25 protein-coding genes are annotated in these 24,130 nt (G+C 60.7%); 14 read left to right on the top strand and 11 right to left on the bottom strand.

Annotation, left to right across the window (positions count from 1 at the left end; all coding sequences use genetic code 11):
- The first annotated feature begins 10 nt into the window (after positions 1–10).
- From cobF to EX00_RS13745, 5 genes are all read left to right on the top strand, one after another.
- The gene (cobF, locus tag EX00_RS13765; RefSeq protein ID WP_047460298.1) at positions 11–787 is read left to right on the top strand and encodes a precorrin-6A synthase (deacetylating); all 777 of its coding nucleotides are present in this window, start codon (positions 11–13) and stop codon (positions 785–787) included.
- 75 nt (positions 788–862) lie between these two features.
- On the top strand, positions 863–2,275 hold the full coding sequence (cobG, locus tag EX00_RS13760; protein ID WP_080761242.1) for a precorrin-3B synthase: 1,413 nt from the start codon (positions 863–865) through the stop codon (positions 2,273–2,275).
- A gap of 2 nt (positions 2,276–2,277) precedes the next feature.
- On the top strand, positions 2,278–2,910 hold the full coding sequence (locus EX00_RS13755) for a precorrin-8X methylmutase (protein ID WP_047458576.1): 633 nt from the start codon (positions 2,278–2,280) through the stop codon (positions 2,908–2,910).
- Positions 2,907–3,644, top strand: coding sequence for a precorrin-2 C(20)-methyltransferase (locus tag EX00_RS13750; protein ID WP_047458574.1), 738 nt, complete (start codon positions 2,907–2,909; stop codon positions 3,642–3,644). Before EX00_RS13755 ends, EX00_RS13750 begins: the two co-directional genes overlap by 4 nt.
- Complete coding sequence (locus tag EX00_RS13745) at positions 3,641–4,405, top strand: precorrin-3B C(17)-methyltransferase (RefSeq protein WP_047458572.1); 765 nt, start codon at positions 3,641–3,643, stop codon at positions 4,403–4,405. The genes EX00_RS13750 and EX00_RS13745 overlap by 4 nt, the downstream gene beginning before the upstream one ends.
- On the opposite strand, the gene EX00_RS13740 is transcribed toward EX00_RS13745, so the two are convergent.
- Complete coding sequence (locus EX00_RS13740; protein ID WP_047458569.1) at positions 4,369–5,139, bottom strand: cobalt-precorrin-6A reductase; 771 nt, start codon at positions 5,137–5,139, stop codon at positions 4,369–4,371. The genes EX00_RS13745 and EX00_RS13740 overlap by 37 nt on opposite strands.
- Between EX00_RS13740 and EX00_RS13735 the strand changes: the two genes are divergently transcribed.
- From EX00_RS13735 to nikR, 3 genes are all read left to right on the top strand, one after another.
- Positions 5,138–6,364, top strand: coding sequence for a bifunctional cobalt-precorrin-7 (C(5))-methyltransferase/cobalt-precorrin-6B (C(15))-methyltransferase (locus EX00_RS13735; RefSeq protein ID WP_047458567.1), 1,227 nt, complete (start codon positions 5,138–5,140; stop codon positions 6,362–6,364). The two genes, EX00_RS13740 and EX00_RS13735, sit on opposite strands and share 2 nt — an antisense overlap.
- 16 nt (positions 6,365–6,380) lie before the next feature.
- Positions 6,381–7,139: a precorrin-4 C(11)-methyltransferase gene (cobM, locus tag EX00_RS13730; protein ID WP_047458564.1), complete on the top strand. Its 759-nt coding sequence runs from the start codon at positions 6,381–6,383 to the stop codon at positions 7,137–7,139.
- Positions 7,140–7,211: 72 nt separating this feature from the next.
- A complete protein-coding gene (gene nikR / locus EX00_RS13725; protein WP_047458562.1) occupies positions 7,212–7,649 on the top strand; it encodes a nickel-responsive transcriptional regulator NikR in 438 nt (145 codons plus the stop codon).
- 36 nt (positions 7,650–7,685) lie between these two features.
- On the opposite strand, the gene EX00_RS13720 is transcribed toward nikR, so the two are convergent.
- Both EX00_RS13720 and EX00_RS13715 read right to left on the bottom strand, forming a co-directional pair.
- A complete protein-coding gene (locus EX00_RS13720) occupies positions 7,686–8,498 on the bottom strand; it encodes a TIM barrel protein (protein WP_047458559.1) in 813 nt (270 codons plus the stop codon).
- 159 nt (positions 8,499–8,657) lie between these two features.
- Positions 8,658–9,686 carry a LacI family DNA-binding transcriptional regulator gene (locus EX00_RS13715; RefSeq protein WP_047458557.1) on the bottom strand — a complete coding sequence of 343 codons (1,029 nt, stop codon included), beginning with the start codon at positions 9,684–9,686 and terminating at the stop codon, positions 8,658–8,660.
- A 154-nt stretch (positions 9,687–9,840) separates the two neighbouring features.
- Between EX00_RS13715 and EX00_RS13710 the strand changes: the two genes are divergently transcribed.
- From EX00_RS13710 to EX00_RS13690, 5 genes are all read left to right on the top strand, one after another.
- Complete coding sequence (locus EX00_RS13710; protein WP_047458554.1) at positions 9,841–10,926, top strand: fatty acid desaturase family protein; 1,086 nt, start codon at positions 9,841–9,843, stop codon at positions 10,924–10,926.
- A gap of 30 nt (positions 10,927–10,956) precedes the next feature.
- Positions 10,957–11,271: a MocE family 2Fe-2S type ferredoxin gene (locus tag EX00_RS13705; protein ID WP_047458551.1), complete on the top strand. Its 315-nt coding sequence runs from the start codon at positions 10,957–10,959 to the stop codon at positions 11,269–11,271.
- Positions 11,272–11,281: 10 nt separating this feature from the next.
- Positions 11,282–12,508, top strand: a complete 1,227-nt coding sequence (locus EX00_RS13700) for an NAD(P)/FAD-dependent oxidoreductase (RefSeq protein ID WP_047458550.1) — start codon at positions 11,282–11,284, stop codon at positions 12,506–12,508.
- 82 nt (positions 12,509–12,590) lie between these two features.
- Positions 12,591–13,151, top strand: a complete 561-nt coding sequence (locus EX00_RS13695) for an NADPH-dependent FMN reductase (protein WP_047460294.1) — start codon at positions 12,591–12,593, stop codon at positions 13,149–13,151.
- A gap of 128 nt (positions 13,152–13,279) precedes the next feature.
- Positions 13,280–14,167, top strand: coding sequence for a DMT family transporter (locus tag EX00_RS13690; RefSeq protein WP_052210737.1), 888 nt, complete (start codon positions 13,280–13,282; stop codon positions 14,165–14,167).
- A gap of 6 nt (positions 14,168–14,173) precedes the next feature.
- Here the strand turns inward: EX00_RS13690 and EX00_RS13685 are convergent, their stop codons facing one another.
- The 8 genes from EX00_RS13685 to EX00_RS13650 all read right to left on the bottom strand — a co-directional run bounded on the left by EX00_RS13685 (position 14,174) and on the right by EX00_RS13650 (position 23,701).
- Entirely contained in the window at positions 14,174–16,531 is a 2,358-nt protein-coding gene (locus tag EX00_RS13685; protein ID WP_047460292.1) for a polysaccharide biosynthesis tyrosine autokinase, read from the bottom strand.
- Positions 16,532–16,613: 82 nt separating this feature from the next.
- Entirely contained in the window at positions 16,614–17,519 is a 906-nt protein-coding gene (locus EX00_RS13680; RefSeq protein ID WP_047458544.1) for a UTP--glucose-1-phosphate uridylyltransferase, read from the bottom strand.
- Between the two features lie 4 nt (positions 17,520–17,523).
- Complete coding sequence (locus EX00_RS13675) at positions 17,524–18,573, bottom strand: glycosyltransferase family 2 protein (RefSeq protein ID WP_047458540.1); 1,050 nt, start codon at positions 18,571–18,573, stop codon at positions 17,524–17,526.
- The gene (locus EX00_RS13670) at positions 18,570–19,511 is read right to left on the bottom strand and encodes a glycosyltransferase family 2 protein (RefSeq protein ID WP_047458537.1); all 942 of its coding nucleotides are present in this window, start codon (positions 19,509–19,511) and stop codon (positions 18,570–18,572) included. Before EX00_RS13670 ends, EX00_RS13675 begins: the two co-directional genes overlap by 4 nt.
- Positions 19,508–20,506 carry a glycosyltransferase family 2 protein gene (locus EX00_RS13665; RefSeq protein WP_047458534.1) on the bottom strand — a complete coding sequence of 333 codons (999 nt, stop codon included), beginning with the start codon at positions 20,504–20,506 and terminating at the stop codon, positions 19,508–19,510. Before EX00_RS13665 ends, EX00_RS13670 begins: the two co-directional genes overlap by 4 nt.
- Positions 20,503–21,711: a glycosyltransferase family protein gene (locus EX00_RS13660; protein WP_047458530.1), complete on the bottom strand. Its 1,209-nt coding sequence runs from the start codon at positions 21,709–21,711 to the stop codon at positions 20,503–20,505. Before EX00_RS13660 ends, EX00_RS13665 begins: the two co-directional genes overlap by 4 nt.
- Before the next feature lie 109 nt (positions 21,712–21,820).
- Positions 21,821–22,624 (bottom strand): endo-1,3-1,4-beta-glycanase ExoK, encoded by an 804-nt coding sequence (gene exoK / locus EX00_RS13655; protein WP_047458528.1) that lies wholly within the window; start codon positions 22,622–22,624, stop codon positions 21,821–21,823.
- Between the two features lie 3 nt (positions 22,625–22,627).
- Positions 22,628–23,701, bottom strand: a complete 1,074-nt coding sequence (locus EX00_RS13650; protein WP_080761271.1) for an acyltransferase family protein — start codon at positions 23,699–23,701, stop codon at positions 22,628–22,630.
- A 145-nt stretch (positions 23,702–23,846) separates the two neighbouring features.
- Here EX00_RS13650 and EX00_RS31465 point away from each other — a divergent pair, with 145 nt between their 5' ends.
- The gene (locus EX00_RS31465; protein ID WP_155294064.1) at positions 23,847–24,047 is read left to right on the top strand and encodes a hypothetical protein; all 201 of its coding nucleotides are present in this window, start codon (positions 23,847–23,849) and stop codon (positions 24,045–24,047) included.
- The last annotated feature ends 83 nt before the right edge of the window (positions 24,048–24,130 follow it).

The raw sequence follows: 24,130 nt of genomic DNA, 5'->3' as shown, positions 1-24,130 counted from the left end.
GGGCTTGGACATGCGACACATCTATATTGTCGGTATCGGAACGGGAAATCCCGAGCACCTGACCGTGCAGGCGATCAATACGCTGAACGAGGTCGGTGTCATCTTCATCCCCAGCAAGGGTATGGCCAAGGCAGAGCTTGCCGAGGTGCGCAGGGATATCTGTCAGCGCTATGTCACGAAGGAGACCATCCGCATCGTCGACTATGCCGTGCCGGTGCGCCAGACGGCTGATCGCAGCTATGTCCAGAGCGTCGACGACTGGCATGCGGATCTCTCGGCAACCTATGAACGGCTGTTCCAGGAGCATATCTCGGAGAGCGGCAGCGCCGCCTTCCTGGTTTGGGGCGATCCCAGCCTCTACGACAGCACGATCCGCATCATCGAGCGGGTCAGTGCGCGCAAACGTGTTGCCCTCGATTATAGCGTCATTCCCGGCATCACCAGCATCCAGGCGCTGACGGCGAGCCATCGCATTCCGCTCAATCTCGTCGGAAAGCCGGTCCAGATCACCACCGGCCGCCGGCTGGCGGAAAGTTTCCCCGGCGTGGTCGAAACCGCCGTCGTCATGCTCGACGGCGAGCAGGCCTTCAGCAAGATCGACGATCCCGATGTCTATATCTATTGGGGTGCCTATCTCGGCACCGAGGATGAGATCACCATTGCCGGCCGGCTCGCCGATGTGTCGGATCGTATCGTGACGACCCGGGCGGAGGCGCGGGCAAGGCATGGCTGGATCATGGATATCTATCTGCTTCGCAAGGGCCAGGATTTCGACGACCCGGCATGAGGCGGCGCCTGCCGCCAAATTATTTGCCCGCCGATGCGGATTATGTCAGGACATGTCCTTCATAAGGATTGTCTCATGGCGGTGGCCGACAGCTATAGGATGGAAAGGCACGACGTCTCCTCGCGACAGGAGATGGATGCTTTCTCCTGCGTTGCGGATGCACCGTCGATGGCCCGCGGCGCCTGCCCTTCGCTCAGCGCACCGATGGTGACCGGCGACGGATTGCTCGTGCGGCTGCGCCCGACAACGCCGGGCCTGACCATTGCGCAATTTCGAGCGCTCGCCGAGGCGGCTGCGAAGCATGGCAATGGGCTGATCGAGATCACGGCGCGCGGCAATCTTCAACTGCGCGGTATGACGACGGACAGTATGGCAGGTCTCGCCGCAGACATCGATCGCGCCGGCATCGTTCCGGAGAGCGGTGTTACCATCGAGGTTCCGCCGCTCAGCGGGCTGGACCCGTTGGAGGCGGCCGATGCACGGGATATGGCCCTGAGGCTTCGCCGGGAAATCGTAGCACTCGATCCTCAGCCAGTCTTGGCTCCCAAGCTGACCATCATCATCGATGGCGGTGGGCGGCTGACGCTGGATGCGATGTCGGCGGATATAAGGTTGAGGGCCACAAAAGCTGACAGCAGTTCGACCGTTTGGAATCTGGCGATAGGTGGAACGGCGCAGACAGCGAAGGTCCTGGCATCTCTGCCCGCCGAGCAATCCATCCCGGCTGTTATCGAGCTGCTGAAAGCGCTGGCCCATCTTGGCCCGACTGCACGCGGCCGCGATCTCGACACAGCCAGCCTGCGGGCAAGGTTCTCTTCGATGCAAGACGGGGCACCCGGCACCGCCGGCCAGCATGTTTCGCCAATCGGCATTCATCATCTCGGTGACAACAACCTTGTTCTTGGCCTGCGTCCCTCCTTCGGGCAGATCCATGCCAGAGATATTCTGAATTTCCTCGATATCGCCGAAGCTGCCGGGGCAAATGAAATCCGGACTGCGCCGGACCACGCCTTGCTGGTGCTGGGCCTTGCAGATGGAGCGGCCCGGGATATTCAGCTGGCGGCCGGCAAGCATGGTTTTCGAACCCGCGCGGCTGATCCGTCGAACCACATAGACGTCTGTTCCGGGGCGGGAGCCTGTGCTTCCGCTTTCTACGCCACGAAACTGGTCGCCGCGGATGTGCTCGACTTGGCCTCCGAATTGCTCGATGGCTCGCTGACCGTGCATCTCTCCGGTTGCCGCAAAGGCTGTGCCCATCCGGGCAAGGCAGCGCTTACATTCGTCGGTGCGCCAACAGGCTATGGGATTGTCGTAAATGGGTCCGCATCGAGCGAGCCCGTGGCCTACATCGGAAAACAAGAACTAAAATCGGTACTCGCGCGGATGAGCCGGCTGGTGCGGAATAATAAAGGTGCTGGCGAATCGACGGAGGAGTGTCTTACACGACTTGGCGCCGATGCGGTCGTTACAGCGCTACGACAGGGGTAGGAATGCCAGACTATGACTATATCCGCGAGGGAAATGCGATCTATGAGCGCTCCTTCGCGATCATCCGCAATGAAGCTGATCTGTCGCGCTTCTCCGAGGCGGAGGCCGATGTTGCCGTTCGTATGATCCATGCCTGCGGCCTGGTCGAAGCATCCGAGCATTTCGTCTTCTCTGCCGATTTCGTCGCTGTCGCTCGCGGAGCCCTCTCGCGTGGCGCACCGATCTTCTGCGATGCCGAGATGGTCGCTCATGGCGTCACCCGTGCCCGCCTGCCGGCCGCCAACGAGGTGATCTGCACGCTGCACGATCCGCGCACGCTGGAATTGGCGAAGGCTACCGGCAATACCCGCTCTGCGGCTGCGATGCATCTTTGGGGCGATCGTCTGGCCGGCTCCGTCGTCGCCATCGGCAACGCGCCGACGGCGCTGTTCCATCTGCTTGAAATGCTGCGCGACGGCGCCCCGAAACCGGCCGCTATCATCGGCATGCCCGTCGGCTTCGTAGGTGCTGCGGAATCCAAGGATGCGCTGGCCGAAAACTCCTATGGCGTTCCCTATGCCATCGTCCGCGGCCGGCTTGGCGGCAGCGCCATTACCGCCGCCGCCCTCAATGCATTGGCGAGGCCCGGCCTATGAACGCGCATTCCACCGGCCGGCTGATCGGTGTCGGCACCGGCCCCGGCGATCCGGATCTCCTGACCATCAAGGCTGTGAAGGCATTGGAGGCGGCTGATGTCGTCGCTTATTTCGCCAAGCAGGGGCGGAGTGGCAACGGCCGCGCGATCGTCGAGGATCTGCTGCGAGCCGACGCAACGCTCCTGCCGCTCTATTATCCCGTGACGACGGAAATCGACAAGGATGCACCGGAATACAATCGCCAGATCACCTCCTTCTACGATGTCTCCGCCGAAATTGTCGCCGCACATCTGAGGGATGGGAAAACCGTCGCTGTGCTCAGCGAGGGCGACCCGCTTTTCTATGGCTCCTATATGCATCTGCATGTGCGCCTTGCCGACCGTTTTCCAACGGAGGTCATCCCGGGTGTGACGGCCATGTCCGGCTGCTGGTCCCTCGCCGGTCTGCCGATGGTGCAGGGAGACGACGTGCTTTCCGTGCTTCCGGGCACGATGGCGGAAGGCGAGCTGGCCCGCCGTCTCGGCGATACCCAGGCCGCCGTGATCATGAAGGTCGGCCGCAACTTACCGAAAATCCGTCGTGCGCTCGAGACCGCCGGACGGCTCGATGAGGCCATCTATGTCGAGCGCGGTACGATGATGAACGGCGCGATGACGCCGCTTGCCGGCAGAGGGGATATCGAGGCCCCCTATTTCTCGCTGATCCTTGTTCCCGGTTGGGAAGGAAAACCATGAGCGGGCGTCTCTCGATCATCGGCACAGGCCCCGGCAATCCGGAGCAGATGACGCCGGAGGCACTGGCTGCCGCAGCTGATGCTACCGAACTCTTCGGCTATGGTCTCTATCTCGATCGTCTTTCGCTGCGCGCGGATCAGATCCGCCATGCCTCCGACAATCGCGAAGAGCTAGACCGCGCCAAGGCAGCGCTGGAGCGGGCCGTGGCGGGTGCCAATGTTTGCGTTGTCTCCGGCGGCGATCCCGGTGTCTTTGCCATGGCGGCGGCAGTCTGCGAGGCGATCGACAATGGGCCGGACGAGTGGCGCGATGTCGACCTCGTCGTTGTGCCGGGCATTACCGCCATGCTTGCCGTTGCCGCGCGCATCGGCGCGCCACTGGGGCACGATTTCTGTGCCATTTCGCTGTCCGACAATCTGAAGCCTTGGACGATCATCGAAAACAGGCTTCGCTCGGTCGCACAGGCAGGACTGGTGATCGCACTCTACAATCCGATCAGCAAGGCACGCCCCTGGCAGCTCGGCAAGGCTTTTGAGATATTGCGCGACGTATTGCCGGCTGCGACGCCCGTCATTTTTGGTCGTGCTGCCGGGCGGCCGGATGAGCGCATCGCGGTTGCGCGGCTTGCGGAGGCCGAGGCATCGCATGCTGATATGGCGACCTGCGTGATCATCGGCTCTGCCGAGACGTGCGTCATCACTCGCGAGGGAAAGTCTGACCTAGTTTACACGCCGCGCTTCATCAAGGAAGAGGCGAGATGATCGATACGATGCAGCGCAGCCTCGATAGTTTCGACAGCCGGCAAGCCGGCGGCATGCGCGCGCTCGACCATGATCACCTCGATGCCCAATTGCCGCGCAGCCTCGATCTTCGCATAGGTGGCATCGCCACCGCTGTTCTTGGTGACAATCGCATCGATATGGCGTTCCCGCAGCATGGCCAGTTCGTCGTCCAGATGGAACGGACCCTTGGCGTGGATATAGGTGACATCAGGCGCCGTCAGCACCGGCTCGACCGGATCGACGCTGCGCACCCAATAATGATGGTCAGGCGCGGCATTGGCATGATGAGCCTCTTGCCGGCCGATCGCCAGGAAGACGCGCAGAGGGGAAGGGCCGATTGCTGCAATCGCCTCGGAAACGCTCCGCACGGTGCGCCAGCGATCGCCCTCGACCGGCAACCAGACGGGCCGACGGAGCGCGAAGGCGTCAATGCCGCTGCGACCGGCGGCTTCGACAGCATTGGTGGAAATGCGGGCGGCGAAGGGATGGGTCGCGTCGATCAGCAGATTGATGGCCTCATCCTTCAAATAGCGGGCGAGACCCTCGGCGCCACCGAAGCCACCGGTGCGAATGGGAACCGGCTGCGGAGCCGGATCGGCGGTTCGGCCGGCCAGCGACAGGATGATATCGAGATCGGCGCGTGCAGCCAGCGCGGTGGCCAGCCGGCGGGCTTCCGTCGTGCCACCCAAGATCAGAATGCGGGTTCCGCTCATGTCTGAGATACCTTCCGTTCAACGCTGGCTCACTCTTATCGGCATCGGCGAGGACGGTCCAGCCGGGCTCGGCGACGAGGCCAAGCGGTTGATTGCATCCACCCCTGTTGTCTTCGGTGGCGCGCGGCATATCGACCTCATGCGGCCCTTGATCAAGGGCGAGGCGCATGCCTGGCTGAGCCCCTTCGAAAACTCCATCGAGGCCGTGCTCGCGCGGCGTGGAATGCTGACCGTCATCCTCGCTTCCGGCGATCCCTTTTTTTACGGCGTCGGTGCAACGCTTTCACGACATATCCCCATCTCCGAAATGACCGTCCTTCCCGCGCCGTCTTCCTTTAGCCTTGCCGCTTCGCGCCTCGGCTGGCCGTTGCAGGGCGTCACTACCCTCTCGCTGCATGGCCGACCGATCGACCTCGTCCGACCACATCTGCATCCGGACCGAAAAATCCTGGCCCTGACCTCGGACGGGCAGGGGCCGGCTGATCTTGCCCGTCTGTTGCAGGAGAACGGGTTCGGCCAATCTATGCTGACAGTTCTTGAAGCCCTGGGTGGGCCGAATGAGCGTGTCTCCACGCAGATAGCCTCCGATTTTGCGCTTTCCAGCATCAATGATTTGAACGTTTGCGGAATCGACGTCGTCGCTGGGGAGGATGCACGCATCCTGCCTCTCGCCGCCGGGCTTGATGATCACCTGTTCGAACATGACGGCCAGATCACCAAGCGGGAGATCCGGGCAATGACCTTGTCGGCGCTCGCGCCGCGCCGTGGCGAATTGCTGTGGGATATCGGCGCCGGCTCCGGTTCTATCGCCATCGAATGGATGCTCGCCGATCCCTCGATGCGCGCCATCGCCATCGAATCCTCCGGCGACCGTGCTGCCCGCATCCGAGATAATGCGGCAAATTTCGGTGTCCCGGGGCTTACAGTCGTCGAGGGACAGGTACCGCATGCGCTTGCCGATCTACCCACGCCCGATGCGATCTTCATCGGCGGTGGTGGCAGCGATGCGGGCGTCATGGACGTGGCCATCGGCGGATTGAAGAAGGGTGGGCGGCTGGTTGCCAATGCGGTGACGACCGAGATGGAAGCGATCCTACTGGCCGAACATGCCCGGCGTGGCGGCTCGCTGATCCGCATCGATATCGCCCGCGCAGCAGCCATCGGCAGCATGACCGGTTGGCGGCCCGCGATGCCGGTGACGCAGTGGTCCTGGGTTAAAGAATGAGAAGTGAGGGAACGGAATGACGGTGCATTTCATCGGAGCAGGACCGGGTGCGGCCGACCTGATCACCGTGCGTGGCAGGGATCTGATCGGCAAATGCCCGGTCTGCCTTTATGCCGGCTCGATCGTCTCGCCGGAACTCCTGCAATATTGCCCGCCCGGCGCCCGCATCGTCGACACCGCACCCATGTCACTGGACGAAATCGAGGCCGAATATCTGAAAGCAGCTGCGTCCGGCGAGGATGTGGCCCGCCTGCATTCCGGCGATCTCTCGGTCTGGAGTGCTGTCGCCGAGCAGATCCGCCGTCTGGAAAAGCACGACATTCCCTACACGCTGACGCCCGGCGTTCCCGCCTTTGCGGCGGCGGCGTCTGCCCTCGGACGCGAGCTGACTATTCCCGCCGTTGCGCAAAGCCTTGTGCTCACGCGTGTTTCCGGCCGCGCCTCGCCGATGCCGAACAATGAAACGCTGGAGAAATTTGGTGCCACGGGTTCGACGCTCGCCATTCACCTGGCGATCCATGCGCTCGGGCAGGTGGTCGAGGAGTTGACGCCGATTTATGGCGCGGATTGCCCGGTGGCGATCGTCGTCAAGGCCTCCTGGCCGGACGAGCGCATTCTTCGGGGTACACTCGGCACGATCGAGGCCAAGGTCGCGGCCGAACCGATCGAGCGCACCGCACTGATCTTCGTTGGCCCGTCACTTACCGCCGACGATTTCCGCGAGAGCTCGCTTTACGATCCCGCCTATCAGCGCCGGTTCCGGGGCAGGGAATGACAGGCAGCAGGTGCCGTTTGCAATTCTCGCTGAAATTTCCTCTAGTCGGTGCATTCGCAAAAGGGGAAAGAGATGCAGCGCATCACCATTACCATCGATGACGATCTTCTCGAGACGATCGACAAGATCAGCGAACAGCGCGGTTATGCCAGCCGCTCTGAAACGCTGCGCGATCTTGTGCGCGACGCCGTCACCCGCGAACAGGCCGCCGTCAACAGCGAGACGAAGTGCTACGCCACGCTTACCTATGTCTACGAACACGAGACCCGCGACCTCTCGCGCCGCCTGACGACAACGCAGCACCATCACCATGGCCTTTCGGTCTCAACGCTGCATGTCCATGTCGACGGGCAGGATTGCCTTGAGGTCTCGGTGCTGAAAGGCACGGTCGGAGAGATCAAATCCTTCGCCGACAGCGTGGTCACCCAACGCGGTGTGCGTTTCGGGAATTTGCATCTTATCCCGTCGGAACATGGCTCACACGATCATGGGCCACATTCACACGATTGATCCGCGAGATCCGGTTGGAAGCTCGCTTTGCCGCCATCAAACCTGCGCGGACAAATAGGCCATGCTTTGCTTCAGCGCCTCCGCCGATTCCTTCAGCGCGTGTACATCCGGCGCAAAGGGCTCGAAGGAGAAGGGGCCGGCATAGCCGGCGGACAACAGCGCCCGCATCTGGCCGGCATTGTCGAGGCGGTCACTGGCATCGACCAGGACGCGATGCGGGTCACGCATATCGGAGACTGAGACGTCGGGATCGCTGACGCCGGAGATATGGACCAGGCCGGTGAGCTCGGGGAAGATTGCCGTTTCGCCGGCAAGGTGATGATGGAACGTGTCGTGGACGAGGCGGAAGGTTGATTGCGCGCGTAAGGATTCGATCGCGGCGGCTGCTTCCGTCTTTGAGCTTAACGAGCAGATCTCGAAACCGAGCGGCTCGACCAGGCCGATGATCCCAGCCTCGTCCAGCATTGGCTTCAGCGACGTCAATGCTTTCAGGAGGTTCTGCCGGCGAGCCTCCGGCTCACGGCCGCTGCCGTCGTTGACGGGAACCAGCACCAGCGCCTTGGCGCCGCAATCGCGTGCATAGCCGATAAGTTCGGCCGCTTCCTGGGCGCGGGCCTCATTCCACTCGTTGAAGCGCTGTAGCGCGTTGATCGAAATGATCGTCAAACCATGCTCTGCCGCAAGCGCCTTGACGGTCGCCGCCGACGTGCCGTCGATGATCGCGTTGCCGGTCAAGTCGTTGCGGATTTCGACGCTGTCGATACCGAGGCTTTTTGCCGTGGAGAAGAAGGATTCAAGGGACAGGGACGGCGCGCACATGTGATTGAGCGCGAAGCGAATGGAACTCATGCGGGTATTCCTCCTCGTCGGCCGGCGGGACAATTGCTTGGCCGTACATGCCACAGATGACTATCCAGAATCACGCGGCCGATCCATCGCCGAGCGCGAGGATCGGCCATCATTGATGATAGAAATATCCGTGCAATGAGGGGATTCCATCAATGCCAGCTAGATGTTTTCCGAGATGAAAATGTCGAAGGGCAGGAAGGATTGGCTCGGCATGGCCGCCTCGCCGCGCTCAATGGCGCCAATCATCAAGCCAAACAACTCCTTGCAGAGGGAGGGGAGAGGGGTGCCGATCACCATGGTGACGACATCATCGGCAAGCGCCGCCTTCGATTCCGGCGTCAGCTCGTTGACGACGACGACCAGCTTGCCGGCAAGCCCTTCCTCGCGGATAGCGGAAATAGCGCCCTCCATGCCACCGCCGCAGACGTAGAAACCGATGAGATCCGGATGTTTCTGCAAGAGGTTCAGCGTTGCCTCGTGGGTGATTTCTGCTGTGTCGAGATTGATCAGCGTATCCAGCACCTCGAAATCGGGCGCATTCTCGCGAAAGTAGGAGCGAAAGCCGATCTCGCGCAGTTCATGGCCGTGAAAACGATGGCTGCCAACGAAGCAGGCAACCTTGCCCGGGCGATCCGCCGACTTGGCGATGGTCCAGGCGGCCGTGCGCCCGACCTTGCGATTGTCGACGCCGATATAGGTTTCGCGTACGCCCGTCGCGAAATCCGAGAGCAATGAAAAGACGGGGATCCCCTTTTCCTTCAGTTCCTCAATTGCGGTGGTTACCGCCGGATAATCGGGTGCGACAAGCGCAACGGCCTGGGTCCGCGCCGCCATGGCTTTCAGCTTTTCGACGATCGCCGTCGGTGTCGACGCGGCGACGAAATCGACCTGTGCATGGATGCGTGCGGTGGCGACCGTTTGCGCCGTCGTCGTAATCTCCTTGGCGAAGGCTTGATAGAAGGGCTGCGATGGCTTCTGCAGCACGAAGCCCAGCCGGTATTGCGGCAGGTCCTCGAAAACGCGCTGCCGCAGCAAGCCCACTGCATGATAGCCGATCGATTGGGCGGCCTCATAGACACGCCGGGCCGTTTCCTCCCGGACGCGATGTCGTCCGTTGAGTACGCGATCAATCGTCGCGACGCTGACGCCGGATGCTTTTGCGAGATCGGAAATCGTCGGGCGACGCATATCGGCTCCTGATGTGTTCTATCAATAATGAAATGCCAGAATGATTGCTTTTGATAGATTCCATCATTCCAGCATTGAGGCAAGAAAAAACTAAGCCTATCCTTTTCGGCATGAGGTGCGGCGCGCTCATTTCTGCGCATCGCGGGAGGAAGAGATGACTGAGATAATCAAACGCGATTACAGCTTGCTCGGCCCGAGTAGCAAGCGGGCGGTCGAAACGGGGCTGGCGGCGGCGGAATGGTATCACACTGATATTCCCCGCAAGGAGATGAAGGCGCTGATGCAGCGCTCCGACAAGACCGCCATTCGTGACACGATCATCTGGCTGGGCAGCATGGCGGTCTTCGCCGGGCTCGGCGTCTATTTCTGGGGCTCGTGGCTGTGTATCCCCTTCTTTCTGGCTTATGGCGTGCTCTATGGCTCGGCCTCCGACAGCCGTTGGCATGAATGCGGTCACGGCACGGCTTTCAAGACGCGCTGGATGAACGACGCGGTCTATCAGATCGCCTGCTTCATGATCATGCGCAATCCGGTGACCTGGCGCTGGAGCCATACGCGCCACCACACAGATACCGTCATCGTCGGCCGCGATCCGGAAATCGCCGTCATGCGGCCGCCGGATCTCCTGCGCCTTGTCCTGAATTTCTTCGGCATTCTCGATGCCGCCTATGGCATGCTGGATATGATCCGCAATGCCGCCGGCATTGTCAGTGCCGAAGAAAAGACCTTCATCCCCGAGCAGGAACAGCCGAAGGCGATCCGTATCGCCCGCATCTGGACCGCCATCTATGTCGTGACGATCGCAGCAGTCGTCTACACGGGCTCGATCCTGCCGCTGGTGCTGATCGGCCTGCCGCGGCTCTATGGCGCCTGGCATCATGTGCTGACCGGCCTGCTGCAGCATGGCGGCCTTGCCGACAACGTCATCGATCACCGGCTGAACAGCCGCACGGTGCTGATGAACCCGATCAGCCGCTTCATCTATTGGAATATGAACTACCATGTCGAGCACCACATGTTCCCGATGGTGCCTTACCATGCGCTGCCGAAGCTGCATGCGATGATCAAACACGACCTTCCGCAGCCCAATCCGTCCATCTGGTCGGGTTATCGCGAAATGATCCCGGCCTTTCTCCACCAGCTTCGCAATGAGGATTATTTCCTGAAGCGTGAGCTGCCGCCGACGGCGCGGCCCTACCGGGAAGAATTCCACGGCGCATTGCCCGAAGCGGCGCAATAGCAGCAAAAAACTGAAAACAGGGAGGCAAAAATGAGTGGCAACTGGATCGAAGTCTGCGCAGCCGATGCGATAGACGAGGAAGATGTGATGCGCTTCGACCATGGCGGACGGACCTTCGCCATTTATCGCAGCCCGGACGATGACTACTTCGCGACCGACGGCCTCTGCACGCATGAGCAGATCCATCTCGCCGACGGGCTGGTCATGGACAACATCATCGAATGTCCAAAGCACAACGGCCGTTTCGATTACCGGACCGGCGAGGCCAAGGGCGCGCCTGTCTGCGTCAATCTCCAGACCTATCCGGTCAAGGTCGAGGGCGGCACCGTCTTCATTGCCGTTTAAGGAGAAAGCCATGCCGCATTTTATCATCGTCGGAGCGGGGGAATGCGGCGCGCGCGCTGCCTTTGCGCTGAGGGAGAAGGGCTTTGACGGCGACATCACCCTGATCGGTGCCGAACCGGTCGCGCCCTATGAGCGTCCGCCGCTTTCCAAAGAGGGTCTTGTTCACGCGAATGAGCCAAAATACGTGGCGGCACTGGAGCGTTACGCGGAACAGCGCATCGATCTTCGGCTTGGCACGGATGTGATTGACATCGATCCGGCCACCAAGGTGGTCGCGCTCACCGGCGGAGAAAAACTTAGTTACGACAAATTGCTGCTGGCAACCGGAGCATCTGCACGCGCCTTCCCCGGTATTGCGGGAACCGGCGAGCGTATTCGTGCGCTCCGCACCCATGCCGACGCTCGCGCCTTGCGATCTGCCCTTCATCCTGGTCAACACATCACGATTATCGGTGGTGGTTTCATCGGTCTCGAACTGGCGGCCACGGCGCGCAAGCTCGGTGCTAAGGTCACCATCATCGAGGGCCTGCCGCGCATCCTGAAGCGAGGCGTGCCGGACGCGATTGCAGAGGTCATAACAGGGCGCCATCGGCAAGAAGGTGTCGATATCTTCTGCGGCGAAACCATTGTCGCAGTGGAGGAGGGGACGGATAGCGTTGTTGTCCACCTGGAGAACGACAAGATCGTCTCCGCCGATCTTGTCCTGATCGGCATCGGCGCGGTGCCGAACGTCGCGTTGGCGGAAAAAGCCGGCCTTGTCATTGACAACGGCATCGCTGTCAACGAGCGGCTGGAAACCTCCAAAGCCGATATCTTTGCGGCTGGCGATTGCTGCTCTTTCCCACTGGCGCTTTATGGTAGGCGGCGGGTTCGGCTGGAGTCCTGGCGCAATGCGCAGGAACAGGGAACGCTGGCCGCCGGCAACATGCTGGGCGAAGGCAATAGCATTTCCGCCGTGCCGTGGTTCTGGTCTGACCAATATGATCTGACCTTGCAGATCGCCGGTCTCGCCGATGGCGCCACGGCGATGCTGAGGCGCGATCTCTCCGACGGAGCCTTCATCCTCTTTCATCTCGATGATAACGGTCGGCTTCTCGCGGCCAGCGGCATCGGCCGAGGCAACGCCGTCGCCCGCGATATCCGCCTTGCCGAAATGCTGATCGCCGCGCGCGCGCATCCCGATCCCCAAGCGCTGACGGCGAGCCATGTCAAACTGAAATCGCTTCTTGCGGCATGATCCGCGCCTAAAGGCCGATCCCTCCCTTGACGATCGGCCTGGAACGGCAAATCTTCTCTCCTCAATCCATCAGGGGGATACGATGAAAATACTTGGCATATCGGGCAGCCTCCGCAAGGGCTCCTTCAACACGACGCTGCTGCATGCCGCTGTCGAACTGGTGCCGCCAGGTGTCGAGTTCATCGCCGCAACCATTCATGGCGTGCCGCTGTACGATGCTGATATCGAGGCAGCAGAGGGGATTCCGGAGAAGGTGACTGAGTTGAAGGAATTGGCCGCCGCCGCCGATGGGCTGATCCTGTTCACGCCGGAATATAACAACTCACTTCCGGGTGTCTTCAAGAACGCCATCGACTGGATGAGCCGTCCGTCGGACGATATCACCCGCGTTTTCAAGGCAAAGCCTGTCGCCATCCTTGGCGCGTCGCCCGGCAATTTCGGCACGATCCTCAGCCAGAATGCCTGGCTGCCGGTGCTGCGAACGCTCGGCACCAATCCGTGGTTCGGCGGGCGGCTGATGGTCTCGCGCGCCGGCAGCGTTTTCGATGCGGAAAGTAAAATCATCGACGAGAAGGTGAAGCACAACCTCGCCGCTTTCATCGAAGGATTTGCCGCCTTTGTCGAGGGTACGAAAAACAGCTGATACGCATATTTCGTGCGTGGAGACCATTTCCAAAGCCTATGATTGAAAGATCGGATGGCCTATTGTGACTAGCAGCGTCGAGTCAGTCGGCGCTTTCGGGGCCGCATGCAATCTTCCTTCGAGCCGAAATGAAATCCAACACTGCCGGTTATGTCTTCACACTGTTGGCGATCAGTATTTTCGCCATACAGGATGGCATCTCCAAACATCTGGTCAGCGCCTATCCGCCGCTCTTCGTGGCGATGATCCGCTATTGGGGCTTCATGCTGTTTGCGATCGCACTGGCGGCGCGATCGCCGGGTGGATTGCGCGCGGCTGCCCATACCAGGAAGCCCAGCCTGCAGGTCGTCCGCGGGTTGCTGCTCGCCTTGCAGATCGTCATCGCCATTTCGTCCTTCGTCATGGTCGGCCTTGCGCATTCGCAGGCGATCTTCTCATCCGGCCCGCTGATCGTGGCGCTGCTGTCCGTGCCGATCCTCGGCGAAAAAGTCGGCTGGCGACGCTGGCTGGCGATCTCGGTCGGGTTTGTTGGCGTGCTGCTGATCCTGAAGCCCGAAAGCGGCTTTTTCGACATCCGCTTCCTGGTGCCGCTGGCGGGCGCCCTGGTGTTTTCACTCTATGTCGTCATCACCCGCTATGTCAGCCGGGTAGATTCGTCGATGACGAGCTTCTTTTACACCGGCGTTGTGGGGGCGGTCGCGATGAGCACAGTCGGACCATTTTTCTGGACGCCGCTTCTGCCGTCCGACTGGGTTTTCATGGGCCTGCTCTGCCTTACCGGCATGACGAGCCATTATTTCCTCATCCGCGCCTATGATCTTCTCGACGCGGTGGTGATCCAGCCGCTCACCTATCTGCAGCTCGTCTTCTCCGCCATCATCGGTGTTGCGATTTTTGGCGAGACGCTCGGCGTCAATATGATCATCGGCGCCGTCATTGTCGTGGGTGCGGGCATTTTCACGATCTGGCGTGAAAATGCCCTGGCCAAAGCTCGAGCAAGGGCTGCTGGGGGATAGAGGCTTTTACGCCTCTACCTCGGTTCTAGGATGGTCTTCGGTGTAGTAGCTGACATACTTCTGCCGGTAGCGTTCGGTGGCGCCGAACTCGCTATAGCGCGACAGTTCCGACATGTCGGTCTTGTTGAGGATAACGCCGAGGATGCGCGAATTGATTTGCGGCTCCTGTTCCAGAATGTCCTTGACGAGACTGGTCGGCGTCGCGCCCCATTCGGCAACGAGCAGAAAAGCATCCACCTGCGGCGCAAAGGCCTTGGCGTCGATGACGGGTCCGAGCGGCGCAAGGTCGACGACGATATAGTCGAACATCTTCCGCGCATTCTCCATTAGGTTCATCATGCCCTGCGAGGACAGAAGCTCGCTGGTATGGAGCAGATGATCGCGCAGCACCACCGGCAGGATGGCAAGCTTGGTGCGCGGATCGACCTTGACGGCGCTTGCCCAGGGGACTTCGCCAAGCGCTGCTTCGATAAGCCCGACCTGCGGCGGCGTTCTGAGCGTCCGGCTCAAACCCGGATTGCGCAAGTCGGCGTCGATCAGCAAAGTCCGCTTGCCGCTGCTGGCGAGCAGGGCGGCAAAATTGGCGGCTGTCGTCGATTTGCCTTCGCCGGGTAGTGCGGAGACGACACCGATCACCCGGTCTGTGCGTCCCTGCAGCATGACATCGCTGGCAAGCTTGGCGTTTCGCAGGGTCTCGGCGAACATCGAACGCGGGGCTTCGACGGAGACACGCATGATGCGTTCGAAGGCGACGCCGTTTTCGCCCTCTTCGACCGCTGCCGTGGCCATTGCCGGCATCGGACCAACCTTGTTTTTGCGGCTGTTCTTCTTCTTCGGAAAGCCCTGTTGGCCAAGCATTGGCAGATAGCCGAGGAATTTGAGCCCGAGCGCTGCGCGCACATCAGCCTCGACGCGGAAAAAGCGATCGCGGAACTCCTGGAACGCGGCAAAGGCACCGCCGGCCATCAAACCGAGAATGATCGAAAGCGCCATGACAAGCGTCTTCTTCGGGCTTGACGGCGCGGTCGGAACACCAGCCGCGGATATGACGCGCGCCTTGGCGATCGGGAAGGATCGTTGTTGCGCCGCAGCCTCGAAGCGGCCCAGATAGGATTCGTACAACGTCTTCAGCGCCGTCGCCTTCTGGTTCAGCTCGTTCAACTGCACGAGGGATTTGTTGGCCTCGGAGTTCTTTCCGACCATGCCCTCGATGCTGTCACGCAACGATGTCGCGCGCGATTGCGCTACGTCGTATTCGTTCTTGTAGCTCGCCGTCAGCTGCTGGAGTTCCTCATAGATCTGGCGGGTGATGTCCTGGCGCTCCGCCTTCAAAGCCACGGCCTGGGGGTGGTCGGCGCCGAAATTCTGCGTCACATCCTGCTCGCGCTTCTGCACCGCAAGGTAGCGGGTCTTCAGGTCCTGCAAGACGCTGTTGCCGGACTGGCTGGACGAGATCGTTGCGTTTTTCACCGCATTGTCCGGCCCCTGATCGATGATCGACTTGTACTGGTTATAGCGGGCGGAGGCGCTGGCAGTGTCGGCCTGCGCTATGATCAGCTGCTTGTTCAGATCGGAGATCTGCTGCTCCGACATCAGTTCGCCGCCAGTCGAAGTCAAGCCGTTCTCCGCCTTGTACTTCTCGACTTCGAGCGATGCTATCTGCGCGCGCTGGCGCAGGTCGTTCAGCCGTTCCTGCAGCCAGACGGACGCGCGCTCGGTCGCATCGAAATTGGCGTTGAGCTGGTCGGTCAGATAGGAATCGGCATAGGCGCTGGTGATCTTCGCCGCCAGGACCTGATCGGTCGAGCTGAAGGATACCGAAACGACGGAGCTGCGCATGACGCGTTCGACCTTGAGAGCGTCCTGCAACATGGCTGCGACTTGCTGACGCCGTGCCTCCCGTGCTTCCGCGGCCGTCAAGGGAGGCTTGGCGGGTTTGAAGACACTGGCGATCAGCTTCACACCGGATTTGATCAAAGCGACCGGCGACTGCGGTGGATTGACGAACGCGTCATTGTCGATGAGACCGGCCGTGTCGACAACGCGCAGGGCCATCTCGTTGGATTTCAGGATCTCGACGGCGCTGGCAATATCCATGTCAGCCTGCTGGCCGCTGGTCGGCGGCGGCTGGTCCTCGGCATATTTGGTCATGGTTTCATCGAGCAATATCTGTGTCGCCGACGTATAGGTCGGGGTGGCGAACAACAGATAGGCGATCGCCAGCGCAACGAAGATGGCCACGCCGAGCATGATGGTGCGGATACGGCGGATCACCATTGCCATCAGGCGATCGAGGTCAATGAAGCCATCCTGCTCCTCCGCTTTGGGGGTAGCGCTATGGAAAGTGAAATTTTTCTGGTGCATGGCGACCACCTTGTCGGAGAAGCCCAATTGAATAACGGCTCTGGCCTGCGGCCGCGAGGACCGCAGGCTAAAGTGTGTTGGTTTAAGCTGCGTTCATCTGCGCTTCGTGCGAGAGAACCAGGTTCCGGATCGAGTCATAGACGAGACCACCAATATCAGCGCGCGCCAGCGCGAAGGCGACATTCGCCTCGATGAAGCCTTGCTTCGATCCGCAATCGTAAGTCCGTCCGTTATAGGCCTGAGCATGGAACCCCTGTGTTTCAGACAGGCGCAGCATGCCGTCGGTAAGTTGGATCTCGTTACCGGCGCCGCGCTCTTGCCGGGCCAGGATATCGAAGATTTCGGGCTGCAGAATATAACGACCATTAAGGTAAAAGTTAGAAGGCGCTTCCGAAGGATGCGGCTTTTCAACCATTTTGGTCACGCCGAAGCCATGGCGAACCGGCGCTCCCCTGCCGATAATGCCGTAGCTCGACGTCTCTTCCGGCGAGCATTCCTCAACACCGACGACATTGCCGCCGACTTCGTTGTAGAGATCCATCAGCCCGGCGGTGCAGCCGCGCAGGCCATGGCAGACCATGTCGGGCAGCAATAGCGCGAAGGGTTCGTTGCCGATCACGTCGCGGGCGCACCACACGGCATGGCCGAGGCCAAGCGGCGCCTGCTGGCGGATAAAGCTGACGGAGCCGGCGCGCGGCAGAAGACGTTCCAGTTCGGAAACCTGCTTTGTCTTGCCTGCCCTGTTCAGCGAGGAAATCAGCTCCGGCGTATCGTCGAAGTGATCCTCGATCGACGTTTTGTTGCGGCTGGTGATGAAGACGATGTGCTCGATGCCGGCTTCGATGGCTTCATCGACGGCATATTGCACCACCGGACGATCGACGATCGTCAGCATTTCTTTCGGCATTGCCTTCGTGGCGGGCAGGAAACGGGTTCCGTTGCCGGCAACCGGGATAACTGCTTTTCTCACGGGAAGCTTACGGTCCATGGCTCTATCCTTTGTTAGAGTGAGGGCCTGCGCCCAAACTGGGGAGGGAGGAGGAGATTTGCGAGGCCGCAGCCACTTCACCGCCGGTAAGGACGGTCGTTTCGCTACTACCCCAAAAAGAGGCGGCGAGACGGCGAAGGCGAACTGCAATCGGCATGCGCAGGTGGCGAACCGCGCGTGGATTGCTGCATGCAATCTTCAGCGCGGCCGGTAGGGCGCCATCCTTGAGGCTGTCGATCAGCATCAGGAAGGACAGTACGTCCTTCAGGTTCCGCGTCCGTCGCCGCTGTGCGGCGAGGGCGGCGGCACCAAAAGGATGTTCGGCAAAAAACTTGGCATCGGCGGCGATCATCGCTTCGACATGCTGCCGCTTCAGCACCCGCGAGATCGAACCATCGCGGATATAATAGAGGTAGCCCGCCGTCGGCTCGACCGCGCAGACGCCGCCCCTGGCCAGGGCCGAGGCGAGAAAGATGTAATCCTCGCCGATGCGGAGGGATTCCTCAAAGCGCAAGTGGTGCTTTTCCAGGAAGGCCCGTTCGAAGACGGGCTTTGTGTAGCCAAGATTATGCTCGGACTGGAAAATCATGTTCGATGTGATGAATTTTGCGAGCGTCAGCAGGGGTATGCGGGCGAGCATGGCTTCGGGGAACATGGTGCCAGCGGCCTCGTTCTCGCCCCGGATGACATCGAGATTGTCGATCACGATCTGCGCCCCGGCCTTTTCGGCCCGCGCGATCAGTCGCGCCATGCGGTCCGGACGGAGCGCATCGTCGGAATCAAGCACAGCCACCCAGCGGCCGCGCGCCGCGTCCAGCCCGGCATTGCGCGCCGCGCCTGGGCCGCCATTATGGGGCATGGCGACCAGGCGCACGCGAGGATCGGAGTGATTGCTGACGATGTCCCGAGTGCTGTCGCTGGAGCAATCGTCGACGACGATCACCTCCATGCTGACAGCGCCCTGCGCAAGCGCGCTGTCGATGGCGCGCTCCAGCGTCTCCTCGGCATTGTAGGCTGCGATGACGAAACTGACATCAGGGATGAAATCCGTCATTGCGGCGCTTTCTCCAGGTTTCCGTATTGCTCGATTTCACGAACGCCGAACAGGCCGCTGACGACACCGGCATGCATGATGCCGCGCAGGCCGTAGCGATGACGCTGTATCGGCAAGGGGGAAAGAAGCGCGGCGGCGGCGAAGCAGTAGGCGGACTTGGTGCCGGCAACGGCAATTGCCTTCCAGCGGCCAAGACCGGCCGCCCCTTCCAGCAGCATCCGCCCATGCGTCTGCCCCATGCGGTAACGTCGCTTCGAAAGCCACGACAGCTTGGCCCGCCCGCTCGGCACGGGCTCATGGACCAGCGCGTCCTCGGCAAAGGCAATGCGCCCGCCTGCCTGATGCATATGGGCGAAAAATTCCGTGTCCTCACCGCCGCTGCGTCCGAGCGCGAGGTTGAAACGGCGACCGGCAAGTGAGGGCGCCTTGCGCCGCAAGAGCACGTTGCAGGTATAGCCTGTGCGGATATCGCCCGCGATCCAGACAGGCAGGGTCGAATGGAAATCGCCACGGCGCATCCAGTCCGGCGCCGCATCCGGATAGACGGCGCGCACCGGTCCGAGAACCGCATCGGCTCCGGTCGTATCCGCCGTCGCCAGCAATTCCGTCAGCCAATTCTCCCAGGCCGTTTCGTCGTCATCGATGAAGGCGACGAAATCGCCATTCGCATGCTCCAGGCAGGCGTTGCGGGCAATGGAAATATTCGAAGCCGGGCAATGCACATAGGCAATGTCGAAGGGCACGGCCGAGCGCACTGCCTCGACGCGGTCCTGCGCGCTCGGCGTCACGTCGTTGTCGGCAACGATAATGCGGACGAGAGCACTGGTCGGTGCATTCAAGGCCGCCAGCGACAGCAAGGTCTGCTCCAGCTCGGCACGGCGATAGGTGCAGACGGCGATATCGATTTTCACGCGTGGGCTCTCCGGGCTTTGCGTCATGACACCACCCTGCGCCCGCGAAATTTGAGGACTTCCATCCAGAAGCCCATCGACCAGGCGAAATGCATGACCATGGCCGAGATGGCGGCAAGTGGCCCATAGGGGTTGCGGTGGCCGAGCGCGATCCAGAAACCATAGGCGATGCAGGCAAAGGCCCAGAGGCTGACGGGAATGACCGCAACCCAGTTGAGGATAGCCAGGAAGGCGCCGATGAAGATCGGCACCACGGCCAGTGGCAGCATCTGGCGAACACTCGGCATGCTGCGATGCTTCAGGATGTTGCGCGCCCGTCCACGGCCATAGCCGAGATATTGCCGGAAAAGCGTCGGAATGCTGGCGCGTGGATAATAGGTCATCGTCGTCTTGTCGGTGAGCCAGATGCGATAGCCGGCCTTGCGCAGCCGGTAGTCGAGTTCGGCATCTTCGTTATGGCTGAAGGTTTCGTCATAGCCGCCGACGGCGCGGAAAGCGGTGATGCGCATCAGCGCATGGTGACCATGATCGGCCCAATGCCCCTTGGCACCCTCGCGATGCTTCGAGCCGCCATTGCCGAGCTTCGAGTTCTGCGCCACCGCCGTCGCCTTCTGGAAGGCGCTGAAACCCATGGTGCGCATGGCGACGACGACTGAATCTGTCTCGGTCGCGTCGGCCTCCTCCACCAGTCTTTGGCAATAATCATCGGGATAGTCGCCATGAGCATCAATGCGGATGAGATAGTCGTACTCGTTGCCGAAGGTCTCGACAGCGAGATTGATTGCAGCGCTTTGCAGCCGCTTCGGATTGTTGAGCAGGAGAACGCGCGGGTCCGCCCCGGCGATCTCCTTGACAATCTCCCGCGTCCTGTCGGTGCTGCCGCCGTCGGCGACCACGATCCTGGCGTCAAGTTCATCCAGAGCGCCACCGAGCTTAGCGATCAGCGGCTCGATATGCTTTTCTTCGTTGAGGCAGGGGATGACGATCAGGCAACGCATGTGCTTGGGGTCTCCAGTTTTCATTGCAATCCACCTCTATTGCGTTGCAGTTGCGGGATGGCCTGTGAATCGGCGGTTTGCTCGTTGGTGTGGGTCAGGCAAGCCAGCCGCTGCACAAGGCCCTGACAGTCGGCGCGATCGGTCATCCACTGCCTGCGGTCTTGCGCGGCCACGGCGTCGAAAGCAGCGAGATAGCGTTCCTCGTTCATGTCGTTCATGAGCGCCACGAGATGGGCGGGGTTGGCCTTATCGAGCATCAGGCCGATTTTCCGGCTCGCGAGGAACCGTGATGTCTCGGTGCCGTCCATGGCAATCGGCACGGTGCCGTAAAGGCCGCCCTCATAGAGCCGGTTCGGCAGCAGCCAGCTCGAATTCAGACCCTCTTCGAAGAAATCGATCGCCCAGGAGAACTGTACCTCGCCATAGATCGCCGAGAGATCCTCCGGGTTCTTATAGGGACCGGCGAAATGCATGAAAGGCGCGTCACGCACGATGCCATCGAAGTCGTCGAACTCCGAATAAGCCGGCCGCCCGCGCAGGATAATCTCGAAACGCCCGTCCATCCGGCGCGAAAACTCATCGAGCAACGCCAGCGATTTGCGGCAGCGAAGTGCGCCGAACCAGCCGATCTTCCAGGGCTGGCCCTTGGCCGGCAACCGGGGAGAGGGGGAGGCCGCGTCACCAAGGCCATCAAGCGCCAGAACCTTGTTTTCCAGCAGGACGATCGGCAGATCGAGGCCGGAACGGGGGCGGAAATAGCGTTCGACGAAGGCAGGTGAGCTGGTGAGCAGCAGCGCGGCATCCACCCCAAAATACCGTTCCATGCCGCGAAGGGCGCCGCCAAGCGTGTCCTTGCGCAGCAGCAGCCGGTGAATATCGAGACACTCGTAGACAACGGGCATATCGCCGCCGAAGATGGCTCTCGCGCGCTTGGCCAAGGCCAGCATTTCAAGATTGCGGCCGATGATCACGTCCGGCTTCTGGACCGAATGCATTGAGCCGCGCAATTTCAGCGCGGACTTGGCAACGGCCGCGATGCGATGTGTGAATTGCGCGTCACGCGTCCGTCCGAGCTCGATCGGTTCGATACCGTGCACGGTCGCCAGCGCGTTGTCGTCACGCCGGAAGCCAGCCAATGTCACCCGTGCTCCGCCCGCCTGCAGCATCAACACCCGCCGGCGGACGGCGGGGTCTGCGAGATCGTGGACGAAGTAGAGAATATGCAGCATTCAGACTTCCGTTTTCGTGCCCGGTCGAAGCCGGGCGTTTCGTTTCGTTCGTGTTGCATCACGGCATCTTGCCCGGCTGCGCAATCTGCTCCGCAGCCGTATTGTTGTTTCAGTTCAGCTTGCAGGCGATCGATTCCGGGAACTGGCACTTGTCGCCTTCCGCGGTGAAGGCAACACGCTTGATCTGCATGGTCGACGGGCTGCCGCCATAGGCGAACTTGCCCATCCAGCCGCTCAGCGTGTCGGTGCCCCAGAGGCTGAAGAAGATCTTCTGGGCATGCGTCGGTATCTTCGACGGGTCGGTAACATCCTGGACCAGCTGGCCGTTCACATAGTAGCGAAGCCGATCCTTCTCCCAGACAAAGGCATAGTCGTTGAAGCCCTGATCTGCGCCACCGGGGACGGAAACCAGTTTCTCGTTGCCACCCTTGGCGGCGATGTATTGATTGACCTGGACCTGCCCGGCATTCTTGCCGAGCACCTCGAAATCGATCTCGTCATGCGGCCTCTTATCGGTCGGACCGATATAGGTGAAGAACGCCGAATTGAGGCCGGGGCCGGTTGCGGTGCGATAGCGAGCCTCATAGGTGCCATAGCCAAAACGCTTGGTGGTCTGAATCTCGCCGCAGGCATAGTCGCGCTGGCCGGTCTTGCCCTGGGTGAATTGAAGCTGCAGCGCGCCGCCCTCGAGGCTGACTTGCTTCTTCGACCAGGTGCAGTTCTGGTGCGGGCCGTTGTTCCAGCCATCCGAAATGTACCAGCGGCTGTTGTCGATTTTGTCGAAATTGTCGACGAAGGAGGTGCCGTTCGGCTTGTCCTCCTGCGCGGAAACCACGCAAGGAACAAGGCCGGCGCTCAAGATGGCCAGTGAAGCAAGGCTGAGTCTGCGCGCATGGGCGGTCGGTTTCGTCATGTGTCACCTTTGCTTGTAAGTCGCCTGCGGACGACCGGCAATTGCCGGGGTCTCGGCACGCTGCCGCGTTCGGCTGCCGGTCAGCAGGTTATAGAGGGAGGGCAGGGCGGAACGCGCCACGCCGTTGGTCAGGGGCAGCACGATTAGGGCGATGGCGGCCGCCGATAGATAGAAAATCGGATAGAGTTCACTGCCGCCACGGCTCCAAAGAATCCAAAGGCAGATTAGCAAGGGGTGATGGGCGCAGAAAATCCAGAAGCTCAGACTGCCGGTTCCCGCCAGGCTCTGGCCGATCCTGCTCCTGATGAAGATCGCCGATAATGCCCAGAAACCAGGAATGCCGACGAGCACCATGAGGTTGCGGCTTATATCGAGCCACAAGGGAAAGTCCGGGCCGGTGAGGTACGCTGCCGTGGCCAGCAGGGCCGTAAGGGCGATGAAGGTAGATCCGATAACTGCGGCGTAGCGGTCGATGATCATCAGGTCGACGCGATAGAGGCTGAGATAGATGCCGAAGCCGAAGCTGAAGAGGATGGAATTTCGAAGCACGATGCCGAGCGGGATCGGCAACACCGCCAGCAGCAGCAAGCCCATCAGCGTCGGCAGCGGAAAGCGGCCGATCAGCATCGCCAGCAATGGCGACAGCAGGATGCAGACGAAGAGATCACGCAGGAAATACAGAGGCAGGTTGATCGGCGTGCCATTGATGGCGAAAAGGAGCGTAGAAAGCGTGCGCGGGCTGGCGTTTGAAACGTCCGGCAGAAAGCCGTCGCCGACGCCGACGCTCTGCAGGATCAACACGAAAAGAAAGAAGGCGCTGTTCCACAGCAAAAAGGGTAGCAGAACGGTCTTCGTCTTGCGGCGAATGGTCTTGGCATAGTCAAGCTTTGCCGTGCCGTGACGGAAAAGAAGATAGCCGGAAATGGCGCTGAGGCACGGAACACCGACGCGAAAAAGACTTTCGCGCAGGAAGACCCGGAACCAGTCGAAGAGCCCATAGTCACCGTTAAACGGGCTGGAATCCGTATCGAATGGGATATGCACAAATATGATGCCCGAAATGAGCACGATACGCATGAGGTTTATCCGCGAAGACACGTTGGCAGTCACATTCACGATGTCCGTCACCCCTTTTCCAGGTCGCTCCCCCCCTTGCGACCGTTTCAACCAGAGCAGACCAGAGCCCACACGCCTAACCTAGGGCGATCTCACGAAAAGAAATATGGCAGTGCAGCAAAAAACAAGAAAAAATGGGCTTCGGCAGCCGCAATTTCGGGGCGAAAAGGATAATGAAACAGGCGATTCGGCAGGCCGTTATCTGTGGAAGTCTCTGGTATTAAAAGGATTTAAGTACGCTGAAATAATTCGTGAAACGATCTGCAGCCCTATGAAGCGCCAACATCATTTTTTTCGCAATAGGTGAACATTTTTTTGCACCGCCACAGAATCCGTGAACAAACATGATCAGAATGCGGCAGCAGTGCAAGTTCTCTAAGAAAATCCGGC

It is taken from the genome of Martinezella rhizogenes, assembly GCF_000799715.1.
In the GTDB taxonomy this organism is placed as follows: Bacteria; Pseudomonadota; Alphaproteobacteria; order Rhizobiales; family Rhizobiaceae; genus Rhizobium; species Rhizobium rhizogenes_C.
This window is presented reverse-complemented; position numbering and strand designations above follow the sequence as displayed.